Origin of the sequence: Faecousia sp. (assembly GCF_048519415.1) — a bacterium.
Classification (GTDB): Bacteria; Bacillota; Clostridia; order Oscillospirales; family Oscillospiraceae; genus JAZOXB01.
Map to the genome: position 1 here is coordinate 1 of NZ_DBFZUT010000049.1, position 2,520 is coordinate 2,520.

Annotated in this window: 3 protein-coding genes and 1 pseudogene; 2 read left to right on the forward strand and 2 right to left on the reverse strand. The window is 60.1% G+C overall.

Features of this window, described 5'->3' with window-relative positions:
- Positions 1-143: 143 nt before the first annotated feature.
- On the reverse strand, positions 144-992 hold the full coding sequence (locus ACMKFF_RS05330) for a DegV family protein (protein ID WP_349135310.1): 849 nt from the start codon (positions 990-992) through the stop codon (positions 144-146).
- Positions 989-1,441 (reverse strand): MarR family winged helix-turn-helix transcriptional regulator, encoded by a 453-nt coding sequence (locus ACMKFF_RS05335; RefSeq protein WP_418486543.1) that lies wholly within the window; start codon positions 1,439-1,441, stop codon positions 989-991. Before ACMKFF_RS05335 ends, ACMKFF_RS05330 begins: the two co-directional genes overlap by 4 nt.
- A 231-nt stretch (positions 1,442-1,672) precedes the next feature.
- On the opposite strand from ACMKFF_RS05335, the gene ACMKFF_RS05340 reads away from it, so the two are divergent.
- Together ACMKFF_RS05340 and ACMKFF_RS05345 are read left to right on the forward strand one after the other, a co-directional pair.
- Positions 1,673-2,197, forward strand: coding sequence for a spore coat protein CotJB (locus tag ACMKFF_RS05340; protein WP_419496284.1), 525 nt, complete (start codon positions 1,673-1,675; stop codon positions 2,195-2,197).
- Between the two features lie 2 nt (positions 2,198-2,199).
- Positions 2,200-2,391, forward strand: a pseudogene (locus ACMKFF_RS05345) (manganese catalase family protein); the annotation flags it as partial.
- Positions 2,392-2,520 lie beyond the last annotated feature (129 nt).

Here is a 2,520-nt window from a genome sequence, read left to right on the forward strand (position 1 = left end):
TAAACAGGATTTTGCAAAATATTTTGAAATAATTCCATGTAGCCTGCCCAAAACCGAACTGCATGAAACGTTTCAAATTTTACATACGCCGTATTGACGTCAATTGTGCAAAAGCATGTCAGTTTGTTATAAATTGACTGCACTCAAACACCGTTCTTGAAGAACGCGACCGCTACGACACCCGGCCCCGTATGTGTGCCGATCACACTGCACAGCAGCGTCTGCTCCAGACTGCCGCAGTGATCGCGCCAGAGCGCCGCGCTGTCCGCCACATATTTCTGCAGCAGGGCATCGCTCAGGCCGGTGTAGCCGAGCAGGATCGGCAGGGAAAAGTCGATGCCGCCGCTCTCGCGTACCTTCTGCACAAGCAGGTTGTTGCCCTGCTTCGAGCCGCGCGCCTTGCCGATCATGGTCACGGCCCCGTTTTCCAGCGTAACGACCGGCTTGATGCCGAGCAGCCCGCCCGCGAGCGCCGCCGTGCGTGAGATGCGCCCGCCGCGGCGGAGATACTCCAGCGTATCGAGCAGGCCGAGCAGGCAGATGTCGTCCCGCTTTTTCGTCAGCAGCCCGGCAAGCTCGGCGGCGGCCATGCCGTCCGCCGCCCATTCCAGCGCCAGCTCTGCCAGAATGCCGGATCCGATGGCGGCACTGCGGCTGTCAACAACATAGATATCCTCATAGTCTGCCGCGGCAATGCAGGCGCTCTGATAGGTCCCGGACAGCTCGGCAGAGATGGTGATGACTACGGCGCTCTCTCCGGCCTGCCGGACGGCCTCAAATTCTTTGACAAAGGCCGCCGGAGTGGCCTGACTCGTCGTGGGCAGCACGTCGGACTCGATCAGCCGCTCATAAAAGCGCCTGCGGTCGATGGTAACGCCATCAATAAGCTCTTCGTCTCCGAAATGCACCGTCAGCGGAACGGCGCGCACCTGTGCGCGGCAGCGCTCCGGCAGATCGACGGTCGAGTCGACAAGAATGCGGACGGGTTTCATAGGGTATCCTCCTGTTCTGCGGCGCACAGCCGCTCCAGATTGCCGCAGATCAATTCCAGTGCGGCATACATTTTGCTCCGCTGCTCCTCTGTCAGGCCCATGCTGGCAGCGTCCTCCATCGAGGCAATGCGTGCCTGCAGGGCGGCGAAGACCTCGCGCCCACGGTTCGTCAGATACAGGGGACTACGATAGCGGCGCGATACGGCCTCCGTGGTCACATAGCCGTTTTGCAGCAGAAATTCCAGTGTCCGCGAGACGGCGGCCTTGTCCTCATCGCAGCGCTCGGAAAGCTCCGCCGCCGTCTGGGGGCCGTCCAGCCCGAGATAGTACAGGCACGAGACATGTGGGCCCTTCAGACCGAAGCGCGCCATTTCCTCCGCCTTCAGGCGGCGGATGCAGCGGCTGATGCGCGCGATGCGCTGCGTAAAGACCCCATAGCGTTCTACCATGGTGTTCCTCCATTTCGATATGTTGATTTATCAACTTGTCTGCAAAGTATAGCACAAACTTATTGATTTGTCAACATTCGGGGCGGCACCGCACAATTCAGCAAGAGCATTCGGCGAAAAATGTCCGGCGAAGGCCGAAGGTGAATTATGCGGTGTTGCCCAAAGTGTAGGAACGTGCCGAACGAGCGCGGCATACCATGGGATGAGCGCGAAATAAAGGAGGAATCATATTTGGAATTCAGAACGCAAGCCATGATCGAAGCGGCGCTCCGCGAGGCGCGGCAGGAGGCCGCGCAGGAAGCGCCGCAGCCGGAGCGCACGGAACAGCAGGATGCCGCCTGCGGCATGCTTCCGGCCTGCGCGCCGCTGGCAAATCCCTTTGTCCCGTTCCAGAGGGATGATCCGCCCGTCTATGCAGCGGCGGTCGGGGCCGTGCGCGGTACCCTGTTTCCGGGGCTGGACCTTCCGCTGCGCGGGCAGGAGAACAGCGGCGAGCTGAGCGGTACGCTGCAGCGCGACCTGCAGGCGCTGGGCTTCGCCGTGGTGGAGCTTGGCGAATACCTCGATACGCATCCCGGCGATGCCAGAGCGGCGGAGCTGTTCCGCTCCTATTCTGGGCTTTATGCGCAGGCGGCAGCCGCCTGGGAGGCCGAGAACGGCCCCATCGTCCAGCGCAGCGCCGTGGGCGAGTCCGGTTATGACTGGCTGCGCGGCCCGTGGCCGTGGCAGTACGCTGCAAACGACGGGGAGGGCTGACGATGTTTGTCTATGAAAAGAAGCTGCAGTATCCGGTGCGGATCAAAAACACGAACCCGAAGCTCGCGAGCATCATCATCTCGCAGTACGGCGGCCCGAACGGCGAGCTTGGCGCGGCGCTCCGGTATCTGTCCCAGCGCTATTCCATGCCGTTTGACGAGCAGCGCGGCCTGCTGACGGATATCGGTACAGAAGCCCCTGAAATGTTCCTTTCAGGGGCTAACGCTTTTTTTGACGCTTTTGCAACCGTATAGCTCCATTTCATAGGAAGCAAATTCAGATATACATCAATGTTGTCCTTATCATTGACAACCATCTTATCT